We start from the raw sequence: 18,391 nt of genomic DNA, 5'->3' as shown, positions 1-18,391 counted from the left end.
TAAGTGATGAGTACGGCGCTAAAAATATGTGGACTTCAAAGCGTTGAAGTGCTAAAATCTATGATAAACTTACCTGTGGATTATATCGGATTCGTATTTGCCAAGAGCCGGCGGAAGGTATCTCCGCGGCAGGCTGCGCAGCTTATGCAAGTATTGCGGGAATGGGATCATGACAAAATTCCCGCCGCCGTCGGCGTCTTGGTTAACCCTGATTTGGATGAGCTGGAAGAGCTTCTACGAGAAGCAGCGCTCGACGTCGTGCAGCTGCATGGTCAGGAATCGCCGCAATTTTGCCGGGAAGTGAAGGAGCGCTTCCCGGTTTCCGTTTTTAAGGCAGTATCGATCGAGAGTGACCGCTCGGAAGCGGAACGTCTGTCAGCACTGGATCCGTATGCGGGCAGCATCGACGGATTGTTGATCGACACGTACGATCCGGTATATGGCGGAGGGTCTGGTACGACATTTGCCTGGGATCTCATCCCACCTTACCAGCAGTGGGCGAAACGGCAAGGGATCCCCTTGTTTGTAGCCGGCGGATTGGATTCGGATAATGTATCGCATTTAATAGGTCAATACGCTCCGTACGGCGTGGATGTATCCAGCGGCGTTGAGAGTGAACCTGGCGTGAAGGACATAAACAAAGTGATTGCTTTCGTAGAAAGGGTGAAGGGGAAATGACACAGCTTCCTGATCGTAATGGACGTTTCGGAGTGTTTGGTGGCCGGTTCGTACCGGAAACACTCATGAACGCTTTAATAGAGCTTGAACAAGAGTATAACCGCTTTTCGGAGGATCCTGCGTTCAAAGAGGAGATTGCTTATTTGCTTAAACAGTATTCCGGACGGGAAACGCCGTTATATTATGCCGAGCGGCTCAGCAAACACCTCGGCAAGGCTAAAATTTATCTGAAGCGTGAGGATTTGAACCATACAGGCGCACACAAAATCAACAACGCCATTGCTCAGGGCGTGTTAGCCAAGCGTATGGGCAAAGGCAAGGTCATTGCCGAAACGGGAGCCGGGCAGCATGGCGTTGCCACTGCAACCGTAGCCGCTCTGCTCGGTCTCGAATGCAAGGTGTTCATGGGCGAAGAGGATACCAAGCGGCAGCAATTGAATGTATTCCGTATGAAAATGCTCGGAGCCGAAGTGATTCCGGTGACGTCCGGAAGCCGAACGCTGAAAGATGCCGGCAACGAGGCGCTTCGCTACTGGGTCAGCAACGTAGAGGATACCTTCTATGTACTTGGCTCCGCAGTAGGTCCGCATCCGTATCCGATGATGGTGCGGAACTTCCAGCGGATTATCGGTGACGAGACCCGCAAGCAGATTCTGGATACGGAAGGAAGACTGCCCAACGTGATCCTTGCACCAATCGGTGGAGGGAGCAATGCGATCGGCATGTTCTACCCCTTCCTGGAAGATAAGGAAGTCGGTTTGATCGGTGTCGAAGCGGCTGGCAAAGGGGTAGATACCGATTTTCATGCGGCTACCATGTCCAAGGGGACCCATGGCGTATTCCAGGGATCGATGAGTTATTTGCTTCAGGATGAGTATGGACAGGTACAGGAGGCGCATTCTATTTCTGCCGGCCTTGATTATCCCGGCGTTGGACCTGAGCACTCCTACTTAAAAGATATTGAGCGTGTGCAGTATGTGCCTATAACAGACCAAGAGGCATTGGATGCCTTGCAACTGCTATGCCGCACGGAAGGTATTATTCCTGCGCTGGAATCAGCGCATGCCGTAGCACAAGCAGTAAAAATGGCGCCCGCGTGGACCGAAGACGATATCGTCGTCATTAATTTGTCCGGTCGCGGTGACAAGGACGTGGAGTCCATCATGGCTTACACGGGAGGGAAAACCGAATGAACCGAATTGACCAGACCTTTGCGTCGTTGAAACAACAAAACAAGACGGCCTTGATTCCTTATCTGACCGTTGGGGATCCGGACGTGAAATCGACGCTAGATATCATTCATGAGCTTGAAATTGCAGGAGTCGATATCATCGAACTCGGTGTTCCTTATTCTGATCCCCTCGCCGATGGCCCGGTCATCCAGCGTGCTTCCGAGCGCGCCCTGAAGAGCAAGGTGACCATTCGCACTTGCATGGAGACTGCGCGCCTGGCGAGAGAACGGGGCAGTAAGCTGCCGTTCATTCTGTTCACCTATTACAATCCGGTTCTGCAGACCGGACTGGATGTTTTCTTTGAAGAAGTGGTAAGGAATGATATCAGCGGGTTGATCATTCCGGATCTGCCGGTGGAAGAATCCGAAGAGATTCGGAAACGGGCTCATGCCGCGGACGTTCACCTGATTCCGCTGGTGGCACCTACCTCCCATGAACGGATTGCGAGTATCGCTTCGGAAGCGACCGGCTTTGTGTATTGCGTATCCTCGCTTGGCGTGACAGGCGAGCGCACCGATTTTTATTCGGGAGTGGAATCATTTCTTGAAACGGTGAAGCAGTACAGCAACGTGCCCATCGCGATTGGCTTTGGCATTTCGTCCGGGGAACAGGTTGCCAGATTCTCGAAAATCTGCGACGGCGTCGTTGTTGGCAGTGCCATCGTGCGTCAGATCGAATCGACGATTCCTTTTCTTGAGAAGGAAGAGACAAGACAGCAGGGACTTTTGCAAATCAGGGAGTTTGTGTCACAATTAAAGGGTTAGTGTTGTCCATAGCAGTTATGAAAGGTGAGGCGAATATCGTATGAAACCGAAAGCACAAATTGTTAATCTTCCTGTATATCAACCCGGAAAGCCCATCGAAGAAGTCAAAAAAGAATTAGGCTTGGATGTTGTCATTAAACTGGCCTCCAACGAGAATCCATACGGCTGCTCGCCCCGAGCAACCGAAGCGATTACAGCTGAACTCGGTACGCTCAGCCTGTATCCGGATGGAAGTGCGGCTGATTTAACGGCGGAGCTTGCTGAGCAGCTTGGTATTGAACGCAATCAGATTATTTTCGGATGTGGATCCGATGAAATCATCGCCCTCATCATTCGGGCGTTCCTGGAGCCGGGAGACGAAACCATTATGGCCGATCAGACCTTCTCGGTGTATAAAACGAATGCGGATATTGAAGGCGCAACAAGCATTGAGGTACCTCTGGTTAACGGTAAGCATGATCTGCCGGGCATGGTCAAAGCCGTTACGAACAAAACCAAAATCATCTGGGTGTGCAATCCGAATAATCCGACCGGAACCATCGTTTCCGAAAGCGAGCTGGTATCTTTCCTGGATGAAGTCCCGGCTCACGTGATGGTTGTTCTCGATGAAGCTTATTTTGAATATGTAACGGACGCCTCGTATCCGGCCAGCATCAAGTTAATGGAACGTTATCCGAATTTGGTAATCCTGCGTACCTTCTCCAAAATATACGGCCTAGCTGCCCTTCGCATCGGCTACGGCATCGGGCAATCTGAGGTTATTTCCTTGATTAACCGGGTACGTGAGCCGTTTAATACAGGACGCCTGGCCCAAGTGGCGGCAAAGGCAGCCCTGAAAGATCAGGAATTCGTAGCTAAATGCCGTCAATTGAATGCCGAGGGAATCACTTATGTCCAGCGGGAGTTTGATCGTCTTGGGTTATCCTATTTCCCTGCGAACGGTAACTTTATCATGGTGGATGTGAAGAAGCCGGGCACCGAAGTGTTCAAGTCCCTGCTAAGTAAAGGCATTATCGTACGTCCGGGATTTGAAGTTTACCCGAACTACATTCGCGTAACCGTTGGCTCTGAAGAACAGAATAAGGCTTTCATCGGCGCATTGGAACAAGTGCTCCAGGAAGTAAATGCTCCAGCCTAATCTAATGACATAACAATAATCGCAGCTAGAAACGAGTGAGAGAGAGAACATGACCATGGAAATTTCTATATTCGGCGTCGGCTTGATCGGCGGTTCGTTAGCATTAAACTTCAAAGGAAAACCAGGCATAACCGTGACCGGTTATGCCCACACACATGAGTATGCCGACCAGGTTATCGCTAAGGGAGTTGTCGATAAAGTTACGCTTTCGGTAGAAGAAGCTGCCCAGGGCGCGGACATCATATTTTTGTGTGTTCCGGTGGGAAGTCTCGAGATGTACATAAAACGTCTGAGTGAATTGCGGCTTAAACCCGGATGCATTATTACGGATGTAGGCAGTACCAAAGCGAGTATTGCCGAATGCGCATCCCAACTTGCGCTGAAGGATGCCTACTTTATCGGAGGACATCCGATGGCTGGTTCGGAAAGATCCGGTGTAGGCGCTGCTTCCACCGTATTATTCGAGAATGCATATTATGTGCTTACTCCGCCGGATGAAGTCCCTCAGGAGAAGGTGGACGTACTTGTAGAGCTTCTATCGTATACGCGTGCACACATTGTAAAGGTGGAGCCGAGACTGCACGATGAGATTGTTGGAGCCATCAGTCATCTGCCTCATGTGATCGCAGTGGCTTTGGTGAACCAGATCAGCTCCTATAATGACGATAATCCGTTGTACCGTACGCTGGCTGCAGGCGGCTTTCGGGATATTACCCGTATCGCTTCCAGTGACCCGGTCGTTTGGCGGGACATTCTATTAAATAATCGTAATGTCATGCTGCCGCTTTTACGAGATTGGAACGAAGGAATTCAGCGTTTCATGGATATGCTGGAGTCGAAGGACGGGGCAGCTATTGAAGAGGCCTTCCGCAGAGCGGGGGAATTCCGCAGCGTGCTCCCAGAGCGACGGAAGGGGATGATTGTATCCCAATACGATCTGTATCTGGACGTGCCTGACCATCCGGGTATCATCGGCCGCATCGCGACGGATTTGGGGACGAATAGCATCAACCTCAGCAACATGCAGATTATCGAGAGTCGAGAAGATGTGCCGGGCGTGATGCGCCTTTCCTTCCGCAATGAAATTGAGCAGGAGCGGGCTAAGGAGCTATTGTTGTCGCAAGGGCACTCGGTGTACCAGTAATTTTCCGGTTGTTTTTTAAACAACCGGAAATAAATGCGTTTTCAGTGTTGACAAAATGAAAACGTATACATATAATAAAAGTACAGTATGGTTTCTCTCCACTCCTATCCAAAATATTGCACTGTGTGCAACCGCCTTCAATGTTGAAGGCGGATTTTTTTTGTCTTTTTTCCTATCCATGGCAAACCTACTGCCACAAACCTGAACTTTTCTCCAAGATGTGCTATAATGCTAGAGTGCTAGTGTAGAAGATTTGGGGAAATTGCCAAATACATAGAATAGTCAGACATCTTGAGGCGTAACTATATATGGTTTGACGGTACTTTTGCACAAATCCTTGATCATTGCATCCGTGGAGATGTATAGGACAGGGAAGAGGCACCGGATGGTGAAGGAGGAACGAAAAATCATATGACGGATTCCCAACTAATCCAAGAAATTAAGCAAGGCAACACCGAACTTTATTCCGAATTAATGCGGCGTTATCAGAGAAAAATATTAGCATTTGTCTATCATATGTTAAAAAGTTCGCACATGGAGCTTATGGCTGAAGACTTATGTTCAGAAACATTTTATAAGGCTTTCCGGAGCTTGCACTCATTCCGGGAAGTGGATGCATCCTTCTCGACCTGGCTCTATACCATTGCCCGCAACACCGTGCTCAGCGAATTGCGCAAGCATCGAAGCGGCACATTGCCGCTGGAGGAGAGTGGGGTCGTGCCAGTGGCTCCGATGGAAGTTGCTCCGGAGCAGGCCATACTACGCAGTGAACGAGTACATATGGTAAGGGAAGCAATAAATAATTTACCGGAGAAACAGAGATCGGCGCTGATTCTTCGGGAGTATGATCAACTGGATTATCAGGAAATCGCAGATATTTTAGGTCAAAGTGTCAGTTCGGTTAAGTCGTTGTTGTTCAGAGCTCGCGGCAGTGTCAAAATTCAGCTCGAACCCTATTTTTATGAGCCGGTTTATGAGGATCTGAGAGGGATGAAGAATAGATGACTTGCGATGAAGCCCAAGAGCTGATGGAAACTGTCTGGGATTTGCCGGACAATGATCTGCGGCGACAACGGCTGATCGCACATGTTCAAACCTGCAGCTCATGTGCAGCGGAGTACGAAATGTGGGTGGAAAGCCAGAACATGGTTCATGTTCTGGAGCATGAGATCCCCGACATGGACGCTGAACAGATCAACCGCAACGTGATGGACCGCATTTATCGTGATTTCCCATGGCTGGTGGAGGAAACATCTAAGAGTCGGGCGGTAAGCCGAGTGTTCCGCAAACGGCTGACACTTATGATTGCCGGTTTTTTGGCTCTGTTTGTATGCAGCTTCGTTTATTTTGCAGCGACCGGCAACCAGCCGGAGCCGATTCCGGAAGCGGTAACGACAGGGATAATCCCTACGGGGGTGGCCGACACGGCCCAAACCCTGAACACTCAGGACGATTATAACATTCCGAAAACCAACAGCGGCATTATTGATCCTTTTGTGGTTGATATGAGCCCGACCCAGCCAGAATATTGGATGATACTATCCCTATTGGGCATCGGATTCGCCATGTTCTTCCTGAAGAAATTAAATCGGGTCAGAAGATAAAAAATGGTTAGGATGGAGGAGATGCGGCATGCAAATCGGCTTGGTCCGTCATGGATTAACGGATTGGAATGCGTTAGGCAAAATCCAAGGCCAAACGGACATACCACTGAATGAGGAAGGTCGTCGTCAAGCGCGTTTGCTTGGGGAAAGACTTCTGCAGGAGCCTTACCAATGGGACTTTGCGGTTAGCAGCGGGCTCTCCCGTGCTGAGGAAACAGCAAAGATCATCTCGTCCATGCTGAACATTCCATTGATGCCACCGGATAACCGTTTGCGTGAGCGCAAGTACGGTCAGGTGGAAGGATTGACAGCGGAAGAGCGTGAATCGCGGTTCGGTGCCGATTGGCACCTGCTCGATTTGGGACAGGAGACGGATCTGGAGCTTCAATCCAGGGGGCTTGTCTTTCTGGATGATATGTGGCATAAACACCCGGATGCCAATATTCTGGTTGTCAGCCACGGTGGTTTTTTAGCGCAGCTATACAAGCTGGTGTGCCGTGGCGTCCTGAGCGAGCGGATCGGTAATCTGTCGCTCACCGTCCTGGAGAGAAAAGATGATGACTGGTCGCCCTTGCTTTTTAACTGTACCAAGCATCTGTTGACAAAACAGTCGTAACATGGAGCTTCATGAATAGTAGTAAGAGCCTTCCCGCGGGAAGGCTCTTTTATTGTTTCTAGGATAATTTTTACGCTTCTGCTATTAAAATAAACCGATGCTGCTGCACCTCGAAGTAACCCTTAGTCCGGATAACCCGATGAATCTGATATAAAGGTTCGAGGTAGCGTTCCACCGTAAAATCAGGAATCTGCCAAGGGATCGCCTGTAGGTAATAGATCAGTGCACCGATGTCGTAAAACCGCTGCGGTGAAAAGTCCTCCCGGCTGAAGGTGACGTTGAAACCGTGATCCTGCAGTTCTTGGACAGCGGTCCTCAGACCCCAATGAGCGAACTCTTCATTTAACGGAACATCAAACCAATCGTTGATTCCATAACAGTCGGTTCCCCCGGCTTGTTGGGTTACGAACACACCATGATCGTTAAGAATTCTTTTGATTTCCGCCACAGAATAGGATTCATGCTGATTGATGATCAGATCAAAAAAATGATCCTTCAACGGAAGTGAGGAATCCTCTTCAAAATAGACAACCTTTACGCCAAGCGGTTCAAGTTTTTGCTGTGCAATCGGTACGTTTGGTTTATACCCTTCGGTTGCATAGACCGTTTCCGGAAGTGGCTGGAGGGAAGATAAGAACTCTCCTCCACCCGTACCCATGTCCAGCATCGTAGTGGCATCTCGCATTAGCGGGATCACCATGCTGCCCAAAGACCAGGGGAGAGCATGGGACTGCATGCGGCCTGAAGCTGTAATTCGTGAGAAGTCCCATCCTGAAAATGGTTGATCCATATCTTGAATAAAGGCCATAAATTCTGCATCTTTTATCATTTCACATAACCTCCAAGCTTTTATAATGAATGGTTCTTTCATTTTTATAAAAAGCTCTTAAGGGAGGCCCTCGAATTCGATTTGCACCTAGTTATATCTCATGTTCTGGAGTTCTCATGATTTTATTCCTCCTGTAGTGATTGAATAATTACCTTCATATAAAGCGGTTTTTCATTTGATTTAGATGCAATACATTATAAGCGAATTCTCTGTAACAATTAGTAAGTATTCTATCATTTAATAAGAGAGCATAGTCATTTCTATATACAAAAAAATAAAAAAATATTTCGTTAAACCGAAGCGTATCAGGTATCAAATGTCCCAAACCTTCCCATAATGGTTGTAAAACGGCGAGGCGATGGAAGATGAATCTAGCGGATATGCTCACATATGCCGATATTGGACAGCTTAGCAATATAGCGAATCACTATGATTGTGACGCTAAGCGGAATTCAAAGCACGAACTGATCCAGAGTATTCTGTCCAAGCTTGGACGCAGAGAGTTTTTCGAGGAGCAGGTCAGCAGCTTGTCACCAAGCGATTTGCGTTTTCTGAACAACCTGGCATTTGACACTCGAACAGGCTACAGTCTGGAAGAATTGACGGCTGCGATCCGTCATGCGGCGGAATTGGAGGAGAAGGATGATCAACCTTCTTCAAACAAGAAAGCTGCAGCCGCCAAAACGGAAAGTCCGCGTGAGGCGGTCGCACGTTATCGCCGAAGCGGCTGGTTGTTTAACGGCTTTACCCATTCCACCAAGTATTTGTTTCAAGTGCCTTCGGATTTGAAGGAACGTTTTCGTGACGTGCTGCGTCAACGGCTTCATCAAAATCTGCAGCGATTGAGTGATGACCCGGAAGTGTACCGGGATGAGCAAGGACTAGCCGCAGAAGATCTCATGCTGATTCTTAAATATGTCGGCAGACATGATATTGAGTTGAATCAGGAAGGATTTATGTATAGGCGAAATCAGCAGCAGCTCATGAGTACGCTGCATATAACGGAACCGCCCATTACCAAGGGAGCATGGCGGTTCGGGTATGGCCGCTCCTGCATTGAATATCCCGATCGGTTTGCGCTGCTGTACGATTATGCTTACGCCAAAAAATGGATTAGGGAAAACAATGCCCGGTTGATCCTCACCGAAAGTGGCACTGCGTTTATGGAGGAAGGAAATCAAGTTAGCGTGATACAGATATTCCGCTTTTGGTTAAGACTTTATAAAGGCGCAATTCCCAATATCTCTTCTCTTGTATACTGGATCAGTCAATGCGCAAGAGATTGGGTCACCGCTGCCTCTCTTTACGAATCGCTGGGCTGGCTAATCCGTCCTTTCTATTATGACAGTCCGCAAAATATTTTGGAGCAGCGGATTATCCGCATGCTGATGCATTTGGGGATGCTCAGAATAGGGGAGAGTCAGAGTATGGGAACCTCGTACAAAATGACCGCGCTTGGCTTGAAGGCCGCGGAAGCCGGCATACATATCAGCGATTCGAATGATCTGATCCTCTAGCATGGTTGTTTGGTTACATTCATTCGCAGCAGCCGTAAAAATTTTTGAAAGTAAAGTATTTAAAGGGAAAGAATATAAGGTATACGCAAAATTTAGTTTGGAGGTGCATCCTAATGGATAAGATGAAGGTTACTTACGAGGTTATGTTAGGCCTGGCGGCCGAAATGGTGTGGGACGAAGCATTGCGCAAGCATCGGAGTGAAGAGCTGTATAAAGAAATTGATGAAGCGCTGGCTTCCGGCGACGAAGTGGCTTTCCGAAACCTGACGGATGAACTGAGGACTTTGAATTGAAGAAATGCTTCATCGCATTTCTTCTTTTTTTTGCTTTACGCGTCCTTCCACTCGTATAATGATAACAAAATGATGATGAGTGAGCAGAAAGGATGTACCTTGCATGAAATTTAGTGAAGTAGACGAGCAGAATTGGCCGGAACTTAAACCTTTTTTGGACACGTGCCTGATTCCGTTTACCGGATTATCGGGTTCGGAAACGCCATGGGAGGCTACAGCTGCGCTTGAACGGCTGCGGGATTTTATGGATTTGGCAGAAATTCCGTTTAAGGGAAGATTGGTTACATATCCTGCTATACAATATGGAAATACTGAAGATATAAAGCTTCTAAATGAAGTTTGTCACAATGTCAAATCCATCGGGTTTAAATTTGTTGTTATCATGACAGCGGATGTTGAGCTCTCTAAAGAGGATGTGCCTGAAAGTACGCTTGTACTGTCCCGGCGCAGGTTGGAAGGCAATGAAGGTATCCCCCTCTCAGCCACCGTTTCCGGACAAATCAGTGAAATGTGGCAGCAGGAAAGCTGAGTTCAAATGTGACAAAAAACCAACAATTTGTGAAAGGGCTATTGGAAGCGAACCCAAATTTGGGGTTCAAATTCTTGACGGTCTTGGGTGCCTAAGATATTATTAGTATGTCCTAGTAAGTCGTGTGATTTTAATCATTGATGACACTTAAGAACGGTTGACAAAGGGGGTTGAACACAGAATGAGCAGCAACCACAATGACGAGCATGAAGAATCGCACAATCCACCCCGACAGAAAGAGATGTCCCGCAGACAATTTCTTACATACACGTTGGGCGGTGCCACAGCTTATATGGCTGCTGGAGTAGTTTTGCCAATGCTTCGCTTTGCCGTTGATCCGATTCTTCAAAATAAAGAAGAAGGGTCTTTTGTAAAGGTCGCGGAAGAGAGCAAAATTACTAACGATCCACAGGAATTCCATTTTGAGCTCAAACAGCAGGACGGCTGGTACAACAGTACAGCTACTTTGACGGCGTGGATTCGTAAGAACGATCAGGGTGAAATTGTAGCGCTTTCACCAATTTGTAAGCATTTGGGATGCCTTGTTGGATGGAATAACAACAAAAATTTCCCTGATGAATACCACTGCCCTTGCCACGGTGCGCGTTATACACCGGACGGTAAGAACCTGGCAGTCGCGCCGAAGCCGCTTGACCAGTACGAGACGAAAATCGAGAACGGCTGGATTTACCTCGGCGCCATCGTGCCAAATACCGTAGTTAAATAGGAGGCGTAGATTCAGATGTTGAAGAATGTCTACAACTGGATTGATGAACGTCTCGATATCACGCCGATTTGGAGAGACGTTGCAGATCACGAGGTACCGGAACACGTAAACCCGGCGCATCATTTCTCCGCGTTTGTGTACTGTTTCGGCGGCTTGACGTTTTTTATCACAGTCATCCAGATTCTGTCGGGGATGTTCCTGACGATGTATTATGTACCGGATATCATAAACGCTTACAACAGTGTTGAGTACCTGCAAACACAGGTTGCTTTCGGACAAATTGTCCGCGGTATGCATCACTGGGGCGCAAGCTTGGTAATCGTGATGATGTTCTTGCATACGATGCGCGTGTTCTTCACAGGCTCTTACAAAGCGCCGCGTGAAATGAACTGGGTCGTTGGTATGCTCATTTTCTTTGTTATGCTCGGTCTTGGTTTGACAGGTTACCTGCTGCCATGGGATAACAAAGCTTACTTCGCTACAAAAGTTACATTGGAGATTGCGAACTCCGTACCTTGGCTGGGACCTATCATTAAAGAATTGCTGCAAGGTGGTACGATCGTAGGTGCCGAAACGTTGACGCGTTTCTTCGCGATTCACGTATTCTTCCTTCCGGCTGTCCTTCTTGCTCTATTGGTAGGACACTTTATCATGATCCGCAGACAAGGTATTTCCGGTCCACTATAAGAAGAAGGGAGGCGCATATTTATGGCACATGGTCATAAATCTGATGAGAAAGTAGTTTATGTCGGCGATTCGCGTGTGAAAAAAGGCAGCGGTTGGGTTACGCCACCGGATTACACCGCTTATCCCGGCAAATCAGAAGCGTTCATTCCTAACTTCTTGTTGAAGGAATGGATGGTTGGTGTAGTTGTACTGGTCGGTTTCCTTGTGCTGACCATCTCGGAGCCGGCTCCGCTCGGTTATCCGGCGGATCCGGGAGCTTCTGTAATCCCGATGCCGGATTGGTACTTCCTGTTCCTGTATGAATACCTGAAGCTTCCATACGCTTCCGGTGATTATGTAGTACTGGGTACCCTTGGCGTTTCGGGCGTTGCCTTTGGTGCATTGCTCCTAGTTCCTTTCCTTGATACGGGGAAAGAGCGACGCTTCTACAAGCGCCCTATTACTTCGGCCCTTATGATTCTGTCGTTATTTGCAGTCATCTATCTGACAAATGCAGCATGGACCCACTATGCGCATGAGCTGGAAGCGACTGGACAGAAGCCTGAGCATATCCAGCGTGAAGAAGAGGCGGAAGAGAAGCATGCAGCTGGTCTACCAACGACTAGTGGCAAGCAGGCTGAAGACAGTGTTGTAGCGATCGTTGATAAGGATAATCCCGCGATGGAAACCTTTAAGACAGCTACTTGTATCTCTTGTCATGCTGCAGATTTGAAAGGGGCATCTGGACCGTCGCTTCGCGGTGTCGGGGATACCCACACGAAAGAAGAGATCGTGGCTATTATTGCAAATGGCCAAGGCGGCATGCCGGCTATGAAAGACACGGCGCTTGCGGCTGGTGTCACCGAAGAACAACTCGATCAGCTGGCTGATTGGCTTGCAAGCCAAAAGGCAGAAGCAGCTGCAGAGTAAGATGCATAGAAGAACCTGACCGAATGCGGTCAGGTTCTTTTTTAAATGTTGTACATAGATGAAAAATATGCACAGTTTAGGTATAATCGGCATTAGTCGTAAAAGTAAGAATACAAGGAACAGGACAGGAGGACGGAGCTTGTCGATTTCGTATTTTTGGAGCCGAGAATTTCTAAGCAAGCGATCGATTCTCTGGCTGCTGCTCATCTGCAACATCCTTGGAACGATCTATGGATACATATGGTACGGGGGGCAAATGGTCGATACGGTGGATCATGGCTTGCTATGGCAGGTCATATTCGTCCCGGATAGCCCGACGGCCAGTTTATTCTTCAGTTTGGCGCTTCTGCTGCTCCTCTACCCGCCACGGGGGCTTGGGGGCTCTTTGTTTCAGCAATTCATTGAGGCGCTGGCGGTCGTGACATCAGTGAAGTATGGGATTTGGGCTGTTGCCATCATATTTGCCGGACAAGCCCAAGGGGATGTGCTGGGATGGCAGGATTGGATGCTCGTCGCTTCGCATACGGCAATGGCAGTGGAAGCGTTATTGTTCGTACGATTGTTTCATTATCGCTGGACAGCGCTCACCGGGGCCATTGCCTGGACACTGGTGAATGATACCGTAGATTATACGTACGGCGTATTTCCTTGGCTGCCGGGGCAGTTATATGACGACCTATCAGCGGTCGAGCTGTTTACTTATCTTTTGACTCTTTTCAGCGGTTTCGCCGGCTGGATCTTCATGAAATATGGGAATTCCAAACAACGTTAGCCGTTTAGGTTATACAGTTCTATGAGCATCCCTTCTGCCATACATATACGGTAGGAGGGATGTCCCATGTTTCGAACCTTTCCGAAGCTCCTGCTGTGTCTGTTTGCACTGCTTATGCTGGTTACTGTCAGCATGGGTGATCCTGTTGTGTGGGCTACCCCGGCAAACGGACAGTCGGAGACTTCGCCCGCTGCATCCATACAGGCTAAGGCGTTGAACAAGGAAGTGGAGCAGCTATACCGCCATGTGGAGGAAGGCAATGTACAAGCCGTGCTGGAGGATGTTCGCCGGGTATCCGGGATGTTTGAGGCTTCGTCATTTCAGGGATTGACCGGTGTAGAAGGGATTCATGCGTTGGCTGAGAGCATTTTGGAGATGAAAGAAGCCACGGCAAGGGCCACGCAGGAGCCGCAGCACTGGATGGTGTCCGCAGGTAAACTCCGAATGGCAACCGATAGCCTGATTCATACCAGAGATGCGTTATGGCTGCAATATTACAAGGTCATACGTGAAGACCTGAGGGTCATGGGAGAGTATGCCATTCAGCAGGACCAGGCTGGCATGAGACGAGCGTATGACAGCCTGAGTGGACATTATGAACTCATCCGTCCTTCTGTTGTCATACAGCGAAAGCCTGAGGATGTTAACATGATGGAATCCTGGATATCCTATGCCGGGGGTCTGGTGTCATCTGGGGACACGGCACAGGTGCAAAAAGTGGTTCCGCAGGGTGAGGAAATGATCAACACGCTGTTTGGCAAGAAAAAGGATGAGCCCGCCCTAGCTCCGCTGGGAGAGGTCAAGGAGCCATGGACGTGGCAACTGGTCATCGGGGCTTTCATTTTGGCGGCATTAACGTTTGCGGGATACCGCAAATACCGAGGTCAGTTGTATAGCGCAAAACCCATGTTCCCTCGCAAAATGTAGGCGGGAATCCATAGTTGTTCTGATTGAGGCCCGGTGCAAACCGGGCTATTCTTCTTTAAATCCTTCGCCATGCACATCATTGACATCATTAATGATAATAAATGCCCGAGGGTCCAACGATTTGGCGATTCCCGTTAGGCGGCGAATTTCCTGCCTCGATACGACGCAGTATACCATATGCTTGGCTTGCTTGGAGTAGGCGCCGATGGCAGGGATTAGTGTTACTCCGCGCTCCATCTCGGTTGATATGCGATGGGCGATATCGGGTGCGTGATCACTGATGATGGTGAAGGCTTTGGCGGCATAAGCCCCCTCCTGTATGAAATCGATGACCTTGGAAGCGATGAATACGGCAACGAGGGTATACAATATCCGCTCGAGCGGGATAAAGAATAAAGAAAGCCCGATGATCAAGATATCAAGGGATAGAATAATCTGGCCCATGCTGAAGCCGAATTTCCGATTGATGATTCTGGCAATGATGTCTGAACCGCCCGTCGTCCCGCCAAACCGGAACACAATGCCGAGTCCAGCCCCCAATGTGACACCTGCGTAGAGCGCAGCAAGAATATAATCCTGCTCGGTCTGAAACGGTACAACATAGCCGCGATCGATTAAAGCTTCAAACAGCCACAGAAACAGGGTTAATGAGGCGATACCGAGACCTGTGTAAATCGACTGGCGTTTACCGAGGATTTTCATGCCGACCAAGAATAACGGGATATTGAGCACCATGGTTGAGATGGACGGCGATATGTTAAAGGCATAGTTCAGCAGTACGGTAATGCCGGTGACGCCCCCCTCCATGAGTTCATTCGGAATGATGAAATACAGAAGGCCGAATGCGTAAATGGCGGAACCGGCGATGATCGGAATGATGGTATGAAGCTGATTTAACAACTTGGACGTTTTCATAAGACCCCTCACATTTCCAATTGTGGATATTACCCGTATGTCAGGTTGCTTGTACCTGCTTAGTATGTGCCGATCATGTTCCAGCCATAAAAAATTATTTGTTTTCAAATCCGCTTTACGATAACATAGGTTTAAAACCAATCGCTCGTCATAAGAAAATGCTGCTTACAGCTTGGATATTGCAAGTTGAGGCAGACTGCGCAGTGAAGGGAGTTATAGAGTCTTGGAAAAATCAATGGCTGAAATGCAGCAGGAAGTCGATCAATACATATCACAATTCAAGGAAGGTTATTTCAGTCCTTTATCCATGATGGCCCGGATGTCCGAAGAGGTGGGCGAACTCGCCAGAGAGGTTAATCATCAGTTCGGTGAGAAGCCGAAAAAGGCCGATGAAGCAGACAATTCCATCGAAATGGAACTTGGAGATATATTGTTTATTACGATTTGTTTTGCCAATTCCCTTGGCATCGATCTCGCGGAAGCGCACGCTAAAGTCATGCATAAATTTGCGACGCGTGATGCTGATCGTTGGACGAAAATAAACACCGATTAGGCTGCTGCTACATATGCTGTACCAAACCCGCTGTGGGGAGGGACAGCCCGTGAAACCTGAAAGTTATATACAAAAAGCATATCGATGCATCCTTCAAAATGATTTCGAAGAGGCGTTACGTTGGTTTGAGCAAGCGATCATCGCGAATCCGGGAGATGCCGAAGTGCATTATCGGTGCTCCATTACCTACGGCAGAAGCAATAAGCTGGAGATGGCGATTACTCACGCAGAGGAAGCCGTCAGGCTGCAGCCGGACAAACCGGAATATGCGCTTCATTTACAGCATATCAAGGCGGCGGAGCTGGTGCAGCGTGCCAGAAAAATGGTGGAAAATCGCAAGGATGTGACCAAGTCTGAGCTCTATCAGGCCGTGTCTCATCTGAAATCAGCCGTAGCGATGGACCCTTTGTACGCTCAAGCCTACGTGTGGCTTGCTCTGGTTTATAGCGAACTCGATGAGCATGGGCGCGCCATTTCTACACTAAAAGAGGTCATCTCATTGTACCCGCAGGAGAGTGGGCTTCAGCATATAATGGAGGAACTCAAACAGCGCTTGAAATTATATATGCAGGATACAGCATCGGATTGAAAGTGAGGACATGTACAATGGCAAACAAATGGACAGTTGCGGTCGCCGGTGCCGGCGGCCGTATGGGTAAAGAAGTAGTGAAGCTTGTTTTGGGCGACGAGGAACTGGAACTGGTTGCCGCTGTGGGCCGATCGGATGCAGGTGCTGATGCAGGGACGCTTGTGGGTCTTCCTGCCTGCGGCATTACGGTGACATCCGATCTGGAGATGGCGCTGGTTGAATCGAAACCAGATGTTATGGTTGACTTTACAGCACCGCAATTTGCCTATAGCAACACGGCTCTGGCCATTAAGCACGGCGTGCGTCCGATCATGGGCACTACCGGCTTCACGCCAGAGCAAATCGAAGAGTTGGACAAGCAGTGTACAGAGCAGAATATCGGCGGTTTGATCGCACCGAATTTCTCCATCGGAGCGATCCTGATGATGAAGTTTGCGGCTGCGGCTGCCAAATATTTGCCTCATGTTGAAATCATTGAAACCCATGGCGACCAGAAGCTTGATGCGCCATCCGGAACATCAATCAAGACAGCGGAAATGATTGCCGCAAACCGCGAAGAGCTCCGGCAAGGCAATCCGAAGGAAGAAGAGGTCATTGAAGGCGCGAGAGGCGGATATTATAACGGCTTCCGTATTCACAGTGTTCGTCTGCCGGGTGTATTTGCTCAGCAGGAAGTTATATTTGGCGGTTACGGACAAAGCTTGAAGATCCGACATGATTCTTATGAGCGTGCAGCTTATATGCCGGGCGTGAAGATGGCTATAGAGAAGGTAATGGAGTACACCGGCTTGGTCTATGGGTTTGATCATTTTATCGACTAACATAGGGGAGAAATTACTATGAATATTTCATTTATCGCTCATGACCGTAAAAAAGAGGAAATGGTCAACTTCGTTATTGCTTATGAAAATGTATTCGAAGATCATAATCTTTACTCGACGGGAACGACGGGGACCCGTATTATGGAGCAAACCAAACTCAGCATTCACCGTTTCGCTTCGGGACCGCTTGGTGGCGACCAGCAGATTGGCGCGCTTGTTGCGGACAATGAGATGGATCTCATCATTTTTTTGCGGGATCCTTTGATGGCACAGCCTCATGAACCGGACATTAATGCACTCCTTCGTCTGTGCGACGTGCAGGGGATTCCGCTTGCTACCAATGTGGCAACGGCCGAGATTCTTGTTAAAGCGCTGGACCGTGGCGACTTTGCATGGCGGGAACTTGTTCATAAATACAAACCGGGTGTGGATAGCTAATGAACAGCCAACTGGACATCTTAATCTTCGGAGCACACGCAGACGATGCCGAGATCGGAATGGCAGGAACGATTGCGAAGCATATGGCAGCTGGACTGTCGGTCGGGATCTGCGATCTGACGCAGGCTGAGATGTCGTCTAACGGCACCGTCGACATTCGCAAGCAGGAGGCGGAGCAAGCAGCCCGGATTTTGGATCTTACGGTCCGGACGAATTTGGGACTGCCGGACCGCGGTTTATTTGTGACGCCGGAGAATATTGAACGGGTCACGGCCGAGATTCGCAAGTTTTCCCCCTCGATTGTGTTTGCTCCCTACTGGGAGGATCGCCATCCGGACCATGTGGCTTGCAGCCGTTTAGTTGAGGAAGCGGTATTTAATGCCAAGCTTCGTCGTTACATGCCTGAGCAGCCACCGGTTAAGGTGGACGAGCTTTATTTTTATTTCATTAATGATATCGGAAGAACGGATCTGGTCGTTGACGTTACGGATCAGTATGCCGTTAAGGAACAGACCCTGTCTTGTTACCGTTCTCAGTTCCAGAAGGCTGAAGAAAATGCAGTCTCTACCCCGTTGACTGAGGGGTACATCGAGCGTGTGCGGGCCAGGGATTCACTGCTTGGAGCGCGCAGGCTTATTCCTTATGCAGAAGGTTTCGCTTGTAAAAGTCCGTATGTTGTTCATCTATTCGGCTCCAAGCAGGCATAATA

General features: G+C 48.8%; 23 protein-coding genes. 21 read left to right on the top strand and 2 right to left on the bottom strand.

The features are described 5' to 3' along the window. The first annotated feature begins 6 nt into the window (after window positions 1-6). From J7E85_RS05710 to J7E85_RS05675, 8 genes are all read left to right on the top strand, one after another. Complete coding sequence (locus J7E85_RS05710; RefSeq protein ID WP_285228787.1) at window positions 7-678, top strand: phosphoribosylanthranilate isomerase; 672 nt, start codon at window positions 7-9, stop codon at window positions 676-678. Beyond that, window positions 675-1,871: a tryptophan synthase subunit beta gene (trpB, locus tag J7E85_RS05705; RefSeq protein ID WP_215155896.1), complete on the top strand. Its 1,197-nt coding sequence runs from the start codon at window positions 675-677 to the stop codon at window positions 1,869-1,871. The genes J7E85_RS05710 and trpB overlap by 4 nt, the downstream gene beginning before the upstream one ends. Further along, window positions 1,868-2,674: a tryptophan synthase subunit alpha gene (gene trpA, locus J7E85_RS05700; protein ID WP_215155894.1), complete on the top strand. Its 807-nt coding sequence runs from the start codon at window positions 1,868-1,870 to the stop codon at window positions 2,672-2,674. Before trpB ends, trpA begins: the two co-directional genes overlap by 4 nt. 40 nt (window positions 2,675-2,714) lie before the next feature. Then, on the top strand, window positions 2,715-3,812 hold the full coding sequence (gene hisC, locus J7E85_RS05695) for a histidinol-phosphate transaminase (protein WP_215155892.1): 1,098 nt from the start codon (window positions 2,715-2,717) through the stop codon (window positions 3,810-3,812). A 55-nt stretch (window positions 3,813-3,867) separates the two neighbouring features. Continuing rightward, window positions 3,868-4,956 carry a prephenate dehydrogenase gene (locus tag J7E85_RS05690; protein ID WP_215156235.1) on the top strand — a complete coding sequence of 363 codons (1,089 nt, stop codon included), beginning with the start codon at window positions 3,868-3,870 and terminating at the stop codon, window positions 4,954-4,956. Between the two features lie 411 nt (window positions 4,957-5,367). Then, window positions 5,368-5,961, top strand: coding sequence for an RNA polymerase sigma factor (locus J7E85_RS05685; RefSeq protein WP_215155890.1), 594 nt, complete (start codon window positions 5,368-5,370; stop codon window positions 5,959-5,961). After that, window positions 5,958-6,560, top strand: a complete 603-nt coding sequence (locus J7E85_RS05680) for an anti-sigma factor family protein (protein WP_215155888.1) — start codon at window positions 5,958-5,960, stop codon at window positions 6,558-6,560. The genes J7E85_RS05685 and J7E85_RS05680 overlap by 4 nt, the downstream gene beginning before the upstream one ends. 28 nt (window positions 6,561-6,588) lie before the next feature. After that, the gene (locus J7E85_RS05675) at window positions 6,589-7,176 is read left to right on the top strand and encodes a histidine phosphatase family protein (protein ID WP_215155886.1); all 588 of its coding nucleotides are present in this window, start codon (window positions 6,589-6,591) and stop codon (window positions 7,174-7,176) included. Window positions 7,177-7,246: 70 nt separating this feature from the next. On the opposite strand, the gene J7E85_RS05670 is transcribed toward J7E85_RS05675, so the two are convergent. Next, complete coding sequence (locus tag J7E85_RS05670) at window positions 7,247-8,005, bottom strand: methyltransferase domain-containing protein (protein ID WP_215155884.1); 759 nt, start codon at window positions 8,003-8,005, stop codon at window positions 7,247-7,249. A gap of 365 nt (window positions 8,006-8,370) precedes the next feature. Between J7E85_RS05670 and J7E85_RS05665 the strand changes: the two genes are divergently transcribed. From J7E85_RS05665 to J7E85_RS05630, 8 genes are all read left to right on the top strand, one after another. Beyond that, entirely contained in the window at window positions 8,371-9,522 is a 1,152-nt protein-coding gene (locus J7E85_RS05665; RefSeq protein ID WP_215155882.1) for a hypothetical protein, read from the top strand. A gap of 113 nt (window positions 9,523-9,635) precedes the next feature. Further along, on the top strand, window positions 9,636-9,815 hold the full coding sequence (locus tag J7E85_RS05660) for an IDEAL domain-containing protein (protein ID WP_006209497.1): 180 nt from the start codon (window positions 9,636-9,638) through the stop codon (window positions 9,813-9,815). Between the two features lie 103 nt (window positions 9,816-9,918). Then, the gene (locus J7E85_RS05655; protein ID WP_215155880.1) at window positions 9,919-10,344 is read left to right on the top strand and encodes a DUF2487 family protein; all 426 of its coding nucleotides are present in this window, start codon (window positions 9,919-9,921) and stop codon (window positions 10,342-10,344) included. 181 nt (window positions 10,345-10,525) lie between these two features. Next, window positions 10,526-11,071, top strand: a complete 546-nt coding sequence (locus J7E85_RS05650) for a Rieske (2Fe-2S) protein (RefSeq protein WP_015734548.1) — start codon at window positions 10,526-10,528, stop codon at window positions 11,069-11,071. A gap of 15 nt (window positions 11,072-11,086) precedes the next feature. Further along, on the top strand, window positions 11,087-11,758 hold the full coding sequence (gene qcrB / locus J7E85_RS05645) for a menaquinol-cytochrome c reductase cytochrome b subunit (RefSeq protein ID WP_006209500.1): 672 nt from the start codon (window positions 11,087-11,089) through the stop codon (window positions 11,756-11,758). A 21-nt stretch (window positions 11,759-11,779) separates the two neighbouring features. Continuing rightward, a complete protein-coding gene (locus J7E85_RS05640) occupies window positions 11,780-12,667 on the top strand; it encodes a menaquinol-cytochrome c reductase cytochrome b/c subunit (RefSeq protein WP_076320983.1) in 888 nt (295 codons plus the stop codon). A 139-nt stretch (window positions 12,668-12,806) separates the two neighbouring features. After that, window positions 12,807-13,439 carry a DUF1405 domain-containing protein gene (locus J7E85_RS05635; protein ID WP_215155878.1) on the top strand — a complete coding sequence of 211 codons (633 nt, stop codon included), beginning with the start codon at window positions 12,807-12,809 and terminating at the stop codon, window positions 13,437-13,439. Window positions 13,440-13,505: 66 nt separating this feature from the next. After that, entirely contained in the window at window positions 13,506-14,366 is an 861-nt protein-coding gene (locus J7E85_RS05630) for a sporulation protein YpjB (protein ID WP_215155876.1), read from the top strand. Between the two features lie 45 nt (window positions 14,367-14,411). Here J7E85_RS05630 and J7E85_RS05625 read toward each other — a convergent pair whose 3' ends face one another. Beyond that, a complete protein-coding gene (locus J7E85_RS05625) occupies window positions 14,412-15,281 on the bottom strand; it encodes a YitT family protein (protein ID WP_076320986.1) in 870 nt (289 codons plus the stop codon). Window positions 15,282-15,504: 223 nt separating this feature from the next. Between J7E85_RS05625 and J7E85_RS05620 the strand changes: the two genes are divergently transcribed. Genes J7E85_RS05620 through bshB1 form a run of 5 tightly spaced genes read left to right on the top strand, consistent with a single transcriptional unit; the run spans window position 15,505 to window position 18,389 of the window. After that, window positions 15,505-15,834 carry a nucleotide pyrophosphohydrolase gene (locus tag J7E85_RS05620; RefSeq protein WP_076320987.1) on the top strand — a complete coding sequence of 110 codons (330 nt, stop codon included), beginning with the start codon at window positions 15,505-15,507 and terminating at the stop codon, window positions 15,832-15,834. 49 nt (window positions 15,835-15,883) lie between these two features. Continuing rightward, window positions 15,884-16,423 carry a tetratricopeptide repeat protein gene (locus J7E85_RS05615; RefSeq protein ID WP_215155874.1) on the top strand — a complete coding sequence of 180 codons (540 nt, stop codon included), beginning with the start codon at window positions 15,884-15,886 and terminating at the stop codon, window positions 16,421-16,423. Between the two features lie 17 nt (window positions 16,424-16,440). Next, a complete protein-coding gene (gene dapB / locus J7E85_RS05610; protein WP_215155872.1) occupies window positions 16,441-17,244 on the top strand; it encodes a 4-hydroxy-tetrahydrodipicolinate reductase in 804 nt (267 codons plus the stop codon). Between the two features lie 18 nt (window positions 17,245-17,262). Further along, window positions 17,263-17,682, top strand: a complete 420-nt coding sequence (gene mgsA, locus J7E85_RS05605) for a methylglyoxal synthase (RefSeq protein WP_098743043.1) — start codon at window positions 17,263-17,265, stop codon at window positions 17,680-17,682. Continuing rightward, complete coding sequence (bshB1, locus tag J7E85_RS05600) at window positions 17,682-18,389, top strand: bacillithiol biosynthesis deacetylase BshB1 (protein ID WP_215155871.1); 708 nt, start codon at window positions 17,682-17,684, stop codon at window positions 18,387-18,389. Before mgsA ends, bshB1 begins: the two co-directional genes overlap by 1 nt. The last annotated feature ends 2 nt before the right edge of the window (window positions 18,390-18,391 follow it).

The organism is Paenibacillus sp. ISL-20, assembly GCF_018613005.1.
GTDB lineage: Bacteria > Bacillota > Bacilli > Paenibacillales > Paenibacillaceae > Paenibacillus_AQ.
Note: the sequence above shows the minus strand (reverse complement) of the source record. Positions and strands in the feature narration are given on the sequence as shown.

Coding starts and splice junctions, on each gene's coding strand:
- J7E85_RS05675 (WP_215155886.1), top strand. CDS start 6,589: ATGCAAATCGGCTTGGTCCGTCATGGATTAACGGATTGGAATGCGTTA.
- hisC (WP_215155892.1), top strand. CDS start 2,715: ATGAAACCGAAAGCACAAATTGTTAATCTTCCTGTATATCAACCCGGA.
- J7E85_RS05625 (WP_076320986.1), bottom strand. CDS start 15,281: ATGAAAACGTCCAAGTTGTTAAATCAGCTTCATACCATCATTCCGATC.
- J7E85_RS05655 (WP_215155880.1), top strand. CDS start 9,919: ATGAAATTTAGTGAAGTAGACGAGCAGAATTGGCCGGAACTTAAACCT.
- J7E85_RS05685 (WP_215155890.1), top strand. CDS start 5,368: ATGACGGATTCCCAACTAATCCAAGAAATTAAGCAAGGCAACACCGAA.
- J7E85_RS05660 (WP_006209497.1), top strand. CDS start 9,636: ATGGATAAGATGAAGGTTACTTACGAGGTTATGTTAGGCCTGGCGGCC.
- bshB1 (WP_215155871.1), top strand. CDS start 17,682: ATGAACAGCCAACTGGACATCTTAATCTTCGGAGCACACGCAGACGAT.
- mgsA (WP_098743043.1), top strand. CDS start 17,263: ATGAATATTTCATTTATCGCTCATGACCGTAAAAAAGAGGAAATGGTC.
- J7E85_RS05680 (WP_215155888.1), top strand. CDS start 5,958: ATGACTTGCGATGAAGCCCAAGAGCTGATGGAAACTGTCTGGGATTTG.
- trpB (WP_215155896.1), top strand. CDS start 675: ATGACACAGCTTCCTGATCGTAATGGACGTTTCGGAGTGTTTGGTGGC.
- J7E85_RS05665 (WP_215155882.1), top strand. CDS start 8,371: ATGAATCTAGCGGATATGCTCACATATGCCGATATTGGACAGCTTAGC.
- J7E85_RS05630 (WP_215155876.1), top strand. CDS start 13,506: ATGTTTCGAACCTTTCCGAAGCTCCTGCTGTGTCTGTTTGCACTGCTT.
- J7E85_RS05640 (WP_076320983.1), top strand. CDS start 11,780: ATGGCACATGGTCATAAATCTGATGAGAAAGTAGTTTATGTCGGCGAT.
- J7E85_RS05710 (WP_285228787.1), top strand. CDS start 7: ATGAGTACGGCGCTAAAAATATGTGGACTTCAAAGCGTTGAAGTGCTA.
- J7E85_RS05690 (WP_215156235.1), top strand. CDS start 3,868: ATGGAAATTTCTATATTCGGCGTCGGCTTGATCGGCGGTTCGTTAGCA.
- J7E85_RS05650 (WP_015734548.1), top strand. CDS start 10,526: ATGAGCAGCAACCACAATGACGAGCATGAAGAATCGCACAATCCACCC.
- trpA (WP_215155894.1), top strand. CDS start 1,868: ATGAACCGAATTGACCAGACCTTTGCGTCGTTGAAACAACAAAACAAG.
- qcrB (WP_006209500.1), top strand. CDS start 11,087: ATGTTGAAGAATGTCTACAACTGGATTGATGAACGTCTCGATATCACG.
- J7E85_RS05670 (WP_215155884.1), bottom strand. CDS start 8,005: ATGATAAAAGATGCAGAATTTATGGCCTTTATTCAAGATATGGATCAA.
- dapB (WP_215155872.1), top strand. CDS start 16,441: ATGGCAAACAAATGGACAGTTGCGGTCGCCGGTGCCGGCGGCCGTATG.